We start from the raw sequence: 5,757 nt of genomic DNA on the forward strand, positions 1-5,757 counted from the left end.
CTCGGGAACCGACACCCCGCCTTGCGGTTGATTCCCCGTCACCCGTCAACGGAGACCACCGATGGCCAAGGAAATCCGCAGCTACGAACTCGTCGAAGGCACTACCGACGAGGAGGCCGGCAAGATGAAACAGCAGCGCCGGGTCGAGGAAGCCCAGCGCATCCGCCGCGAGCGCGAAGCCGACCAACGCAAGGACTGACCCCGGCTTCTTCTTTGCCCAAATATCCCGCGGGGGTCCGGGGGCGCGAAGCCCCCGGTTCCGGCCTCAGTTGCCGCGCACGAACCGCGCCGCGCCTTCCGCCGCGCGGATCATCGCCCGCGACTTGTGAACGCATTCCATGTATTCGCTGTCCGGGTCGCTGTCATAGACCACGCCGCCCCCGGCCTGCACATACAGCGTGCCATCCTTGACCACCCCGGTGCGCAGCGCGATGCACATGTCCATCTCGCCATTCGCCGCGAAATAGCCGATCGCGCCGCCATAGATGCCGCGCTTTTCGGGCTCGAGTTCATCGATGATCTCCATCGCCCGGACCTTCGGCGCGCCCGAGACCGTCCCCGCCGGCAGCCCGGCCAGCAACGCCGACAGCGAATCCTCGCCTTCGCGCAACTCGCCCACCACGTTCGACACGATGTGCATGACGTGGGAGTAGCGCTCGATGATGAACTCCTCGGTCGGGCGCACCGTCCCGATCCTAGCCACCCGGCCCACGTCGTTGCGGCCGAGGTCGAGCAGCATCAGGTGCTCGGCCAGCTCCTTTTCGTCGGCGAGCAGGCTCGCCTCGTTGGCGCGGTCCTCCTCGGGTGTGGAGCCGCGGGGGCGCGTGCCGGCGATGGGGCGGATGGTCACCTCGCCGTCGCGGACCCGGACGAGGATCTCGGGGCTGGCACCGACGATCTGGAAACCGCCCATGTTCAGGAAGAACATGAAGGGCGACGGGTTGGTGCGCCGCAGCGAGCGATACAGCGCAAAGGGCGGCAGCGGGAAATCCAGCGTCCAGCGCTGCGAGGGCACGACCTGGAAGATATCCCCGGCGCGGATGTAGTCCTTGGCGCGTTCCACCGCCGCGACATAGGCTTCGCGGGTAAAGTTGGACCGCGGCTCGCCCACCGTGCCGCCCTCGCCCAGCGCCCGCGGCTCGGCGGGCTGGCGGTCCAGCGCGCGCAGCGCCTCCATCACCCGCTCAGCGGCCTGCGCATAGGCGGCGCGGGCGGGCACGGCATCGTCGTGCCAGGCCGGGGCGCACAGCGTCACCTCGCCCTTGACCCCGTCCAGCACCGCCACGACCGAGGGCCGCATCAGCATCGCGTCGGGCACCTCGATCGGGTCGGGATTTACGTCCGGCAGATGTTCGACCAGCCGGATCATGTCGTAGCCCAGATAGCCGAACAGCCCCGCCGCGACCGGCGGGATGCCCTCGGGCATCTCGATCCGGCTTTCCGCGATCAGCGCCCGCAGGCTGTCCAGCGCAGGGCGCAGGTCATCCTCGAACACCTCGGAATAGCGCGCCTGCCGGTTGATCCGGGCCCGCCCGTCGCGGCAGTCCCAGACCAGGTCGGGCTTCATGCCGACGATGGAATAGCGCCCCCGCACCTCGCCGCCGGTGACGCTTTCCAGCACGAAGGACAGCGGCTGCGCCTCGGCCAGCTTCAGCATCAGGCTGACCGGCGTGTCCAGGTCGGCGGCCAGTCGCACCGTCACCAGCTGGTTGCGGCCCTCGGCCCAGCCGCGCTCGAAGGCGGCGAAATCGGGTGACAGTTCCATTACTGGATGCGCGCGTTGGCAGCGGCGATGGCGGCGCTGTTCAGCCTGACACCGTGGGTGGCCTGCAGGGCGCGGACATAGGCCTCGAAGAGGTCCGAGCGCACGGAATCGGTCAGCCGCCGGGTGACGCCCTCGACCACCGGCACCGCCTCGTCGGCGGTCAGGTCGGCGGCGCGAGTGGCGTCCAGGCGGATCAGGAAGACCCGGCCGTCCGCCTCGACGACCGCGGTCTCACCCGGAGCCTTGAGCCGGAAGGCCGCCGCCGTGACATCGCCTGGCACACCCTCGATCCCGGTGTCGCGCTCGACATCGGCGGCGGGCGCCAGGGTGATGGTAGCGGTGGGCCGGGCTGCCGTGGTCGCGTCAGCGGCGGGCTGCGCCGTCGCGTCCGATTCCAGCCGCATCTTTTCTTCCTCGGCCAGCGCCTTCAGCTGCCGGCGGGTCTCGGCCGCGGTCCAGTCGGTCAGCACCAGTTCGCGCACCTTGTCGAAGGGGATCAGCGCCGGCGGCACCACCTGGTCCAGCCGCAGCGCAAAGACGCCGCCGTCATCCAGCTGGTAGATCTGCGGGAAATCCTTGTCGGTCAGGCTCGCCGCGCGTTCGCGGAAGGCCTGATAGGCGGCGATCCCGTCCGAGGGCGTCTCGGCGGAGAACTCGATGCTGCCGACCTCCATCGGGGTGTCCTTGGCGAGATCCTCCAGCGAGGCGCCCCCGGCCAGCAGGTCCTCGAATTGCGGGGCCTGCTCCTCGATCAGCCGCTTGGCGCGGTCCGCGGCGGCTTCGGCCCGCAGATCGTCCTGCGCCTCCTCGAACGGGATGTTCACCGGGTCGAGGATCGCGTTCATCGAAAACAGCGCCGGGCCCAGATCGGTGGCGAAGGGACCGACGACGCCGGGCTGGGTCAGGGCAAAGACGGCCGGTCCCGCGGCGCCCAGATCGGCCTCGGTGGTCTCGCCCAGGTCGATGTCGGCCAGTTGCAGGCCGCGCTCGTTGGCCAGCTGCTCGAATGTCGCCTGCCCGGCATCCAGCCGCGCCTTGGCGGCCTGGGCGGCGGCCTCGTCCTGGAATACCAGCCGTTCCACCATCCGCCGCTCGGGCTGCTGGAATTCGGCGATGCGGGCCTGGTACAGGTCGCGCAGCGCGGTCTCGTCCAGTTGCACGGTTTCCGCCAGCATGTCCGGGGTCAGCCAGGCATAGGTGATCTTGCGGATCTCGGGCGCGGTGAAGCGGGCGCCGTTGGCGGCGTGCCAGGCCTTCAGCGTCTCTTCGTCGGGCGCGGCGACGGGGGTGGCCAGCTGGTCCGCCTTCAGTTCCGCCCAGGACAGATCGCGGCGTTCCATCAGCCAGCCCGCGGTCCGGTCGCGCAGAGTGGGCGGGGCGCTGACTCCGCCGACCACCGCGCGCTGCAGCATCAGCCGCGCCTCATCCATCCGCACGTCTTCCTCGAACTGGGCGGCGCTCAGCCCCTCGTTCCGCAGCACGTCGTTATATCGGGCGGCGTCAAAGCTGCCGCCAGCGCCCTGGAAGCCCGGCGCCCCGGTCACCTGGCGCAGCACCGCCTCGTCGCCGACCGAGACCCCCAGCCGCCGCGCCTCGTCTTCCAGGGCGGCCGCGGCGAACAGCCGGGCCTGGACGGTCTGCGGCACACCCAGCGCGCGGGCCTGCTCGGCGGTCATGTTCTGGCCGGTCTGGGCCGAAAACCCCTGCATCTCGGACCGGATGGCGCGCAGGTAATCGTCGGTCCCGATCTCGGTGTCGCCCACCGCGCCGATCTCGCCCGAGGCGCTGCCCGAGAAGTTCGTCACCCCGAACCCGCCGAGGCCCAGCAGCAGCATCCCCATCAGGATCCAGACCACCGTGGATTTGCCCTTGGTGCGCAAGCTGGTCATGGAAATCCTCTCGTCTCGGTCCGGTCCGGTCCGGCGTGTTTAGGCGCAGGCCGCGGGACCGGCAAGGCCGGTCGGGGTCAGCGCCGGATCAGCGGATCGCGGCCAGCCGGTCGGCGAGCGCGCCGATCCCGGCCGCGTCGGCGTTGGCGAAGGCGATGCGGACATGGCGGGGGCCGGCAGGATCGCCCGCGGGCATGAACATCGTCCCGGGCAGCAGCAGCACCCCCGCCTCGCGCACCAGCCGCGGCGCCAGCTGGGCCGAGCTTTCCGCGAACGGATGTTCGGCCCAGGCGAAATAGGCGCCGCAGCCCTTGAGCCGCCAGCCCGCCAGCCGCGTCATCGCCTCGGTCATGGCGGCGCGGCGGCGCAGGATCTCGGCGCGTTCACCGGTCAGCCAGTCGCCCAGGTTGCGCATCCCCCAGACGGCGCCGATCTGGCCCAGCTGCGACGGGCAGATGGCCACGGTGTCGAGGAACTTTTCCACCTCGACCAGCCGCGCCGCGCTGGCGATCAGCGCGCCGACGCGGTGGCCGGTCAGGCGGTAGGCCTTGGAAAAGGAATAGAGCTGGATCAGCGTGTCGCCCCAGTCCGGATCGGCGAACAGGTTATGCGGCGCCCCGTCCCGCGAATCAAAGTCGCGATAGGTTTCGTCCACCACCAGCGCGATCCCGCGGTCGCGGGCGAGGTCAAAGAACGCCCGCAGCGTCTCGGCCGGGTATTCCGCCCCCGAGGGGTTGTTCGGGCTGACCAGCACGATCGCCCGGGTCCGGTCCGAAATCAGCGCCGCCGCGGCCTCGGCATCGGGCACCATCCCCTGCCCGCAGGCCAGCGGCACCGCCGTCACGCCCTGCATGTCCAGCCACATCTTGTGGTTGAAATACCACGGCACCGGGATGATCACCTCGTCGCCCGATCCCGCCAGCGTGGCAATCGCGGCGCAGAAGGCCTGGTTGCAGCCCTGGGTGATCGCGACGTTCTCGGGCGCCACCGTGCCGCCATAGGCGCGGGTCCATTCCGCCGCCACCGCCTCGCGCAGTTCGCCGTTGCCCAGCACCGGCCCATAGAGATGCGCCTGCGCCTGCTCCAGCGACGCTTCTGCGATGGCGCGGCGCAGCCCCTCGGGCGGCGGATCGACGGGGGCGGCCTGGCTCACGTTGATGAGCGGCCGGTCGGGCGGAAAGCTGACCCCCTCCAGCCAGCGCCGCGCCTCCATCACCGGGGGCCGGAAGGTCGCGCCGAGGGCGGGATTGAGAGGCAGCATCAGTTGCGGGCTCCGGGTGTGAGGTCGCCGAGATCCGGTTCGGCGGGCGTGACGGCGGAGGGCTGGGGCAGCGCCGGCGCCTGCCGCTGCGGGGCGGCCAGCGAGAAGGAGGGGATGGTCAGGTCGGGTGCGGGGCGCGTGCGGACCGACGGAGCCGCCGGCTGCGACCGGGCGGTTGCCGACGGGGGCTCGGTCGAGGCCGCTGCCGGCGTCGGTGCGGGGGCCGTCGGCAGAGACAGGTCCGGGGCGGGCCGGTCCTCGCGCGCACTGGCCGCGGGGGGCGTCACGGCGGTCACCGTGGGCAGAGCCGGCGGCCGTTCGTCGGTCGCGCCGGCCGAAGGATTTGCGGTTGTGCGGGCAGGCTCGTCAGGGGTGGAGGCGGCCGGAGGCGTCGTCTCCGCCGAAGGCACCGACAGGTCGGGGGCGGGGCGATCGCCGGTTGACGCCGTCACACCCGGAATGGCCGACACGGCTGGCTCGGCCGCTGCACCCGGCGCCGTTTCGCTGCGCTGGGACGCAGTGTCGGACTCGGATGCCTGCGCCTCACCCGCCGTGGCGATGCCCGCGTCGGTCTGCGCAGGGCTGCGCTCAGGCAGGCGATCCAGCGCCGGAACCACGACCTTGCCCGGAGGCGGGACCGGGATCGGCGCCTCGCCGTCCGGGGCGGCGGGCTGGGCCGGGGCGCCGGGCCGGGGGGCGCGGGCCGCGCGCGGCGCGGCCAGGCCCGGGGGACCGCCCCCGGCCGCCGCCGCGGGCGGGACAGGCGCGGGCGGGGCGGGCGGGGCCCGGGCCCGCGAGGCGCGCGCGCGCCGCCTCATCTTTCCCACCGCCGGCACGAGGTC

Annotated in this window: 4 protein-coding genes and 1 pseudogene; 1 reads left to right on the forward strand and 4 read right to left on the reverse strand. The window is 71.9% G+C overall.

Translation table 11 applies throughout. The features are described 5' to 3' along the window. Positions 1 to 61 precede the first annotated feature (61 nt). Positions 62 to 199 (forward strand): hypothetical protein, encoded by a 138-nt coding sequence (locus tag IC63_RS18300; protein ID WP_156965533.1) that lies wholly within the window; start codon positions 62 to 64, stop codon positions 197 to 199. Positions 200 to 265: 66 nt separating this feature from the next. Here the strand turns inward: IC63_RS18300 and trpE are convergent, their stop codons facing one another. The 4 genes and pseudogenes from trpE to IC63_RS16380 all read right to left on the reverse strand — a co-directional run. Then, complete coding sequence (gene trpE, locus IC63_RS16365) at positions 266 to 1,765, reverse strand: anthranilate synthase component I (protein ID WP_036722559.1); 1,500 nt, start codon at positions 1,763 to 1,765, stop codon at positions 266 to 268. Further along, positions 1,765 to 3,654 (reverse strand): peptidylprolyl isomerase, encoded by a 1,890-nt coding sequence (locus tag IC63_RS16370; RefSeq protein WP_036722563.1) that lies wholly within the window; start codon positions 3,652 to 3,654, stop codon positions 1,765 to 1,767. Before IC63_RS16370 ends, trpE begins: the two co-directional genes overlap by 1 nt. Before the next feature lie 88 nt (positions 3,655 to 3,742). Continuing rightward, complete coding sequence (locus tag IC63_RS16375) at positions 3,743 to 4,918, reverse strand: aminotransferase (RefSeq protein WP_036722568.1); 1,176 nt, start codon at positions 4,916 to 4,918, stop codon at positions 3,743 to 3,745. Further along, positions 4,915 to 5,757 (reverse strand): annotated as a pseudogene (locus IC63_RS16380) (hypothetical protein); the annotation flags it as partial. The gene IC63_RS16375 and the pseudogene IC63_RS16380, both read right to left, overlap by 4 nt.

It is taken from the genome of Paracoccus sphaerophysae, assembly GCF_000763805.1.
GTDB classification, from domain to species: domain Bacteria; phylum Pseudomonadota; class Alphaproteobacteria; order Rhodobacterales; family Rhodobacteraceae; genus Paracoccus; species Paracoccus sphaerophysae.